The 286-nt window shown below is 78.7% G+C and carries 1 protein-coding gene; it reads right to left on the reverse strand.

Annotated elements, in window-relative coordinates; translation table 11 throughout:
* On the reverse strand, positions 1–286 hold a 286-nt coding region (locus tag CCN29_RS36550; protein ID WP_442538644.1), incomplete at both ends, for an MFS transporter.

Consider the following 286-nt stretch of genomic DNA (forward strand, 5'->3'; position numbering starts at 1 on the left):
GCCCCCGCCGGCGTCCGTGCCGCCACCCCCGCCGATGTCAGCAGCAACGCGCCCAGCATGACGAACGGCGCCGCCACGCCCGCCACTCCGGCGATCAGGCCCGCCGTCGCCGGGGCCGCGACCTGGCCGAGGCGGTTGCCGGTCAGGCGCAGGGCCAGGGCGGTGGAGCGGGCCGCGGGGGGCGCGGCCTGGACGACCGTCGTCATGGACAGCGGCTGACCGACGCCCAGGCAGAAGCCGAGCGTGGCGAGGACGAGCGCCAGTACGGGCACCGGCAGCGGCAGCG

It is taken from the genome of Streptomyces pseudogriseolus, assembly GCA_002154585.1.
Lineage (GTDB): Bacteria > Actinomycetota > Actinomycetes > Streptomycetales > Streptomycetaceae > Streptomyces > Streptomyces pseudogriseolus.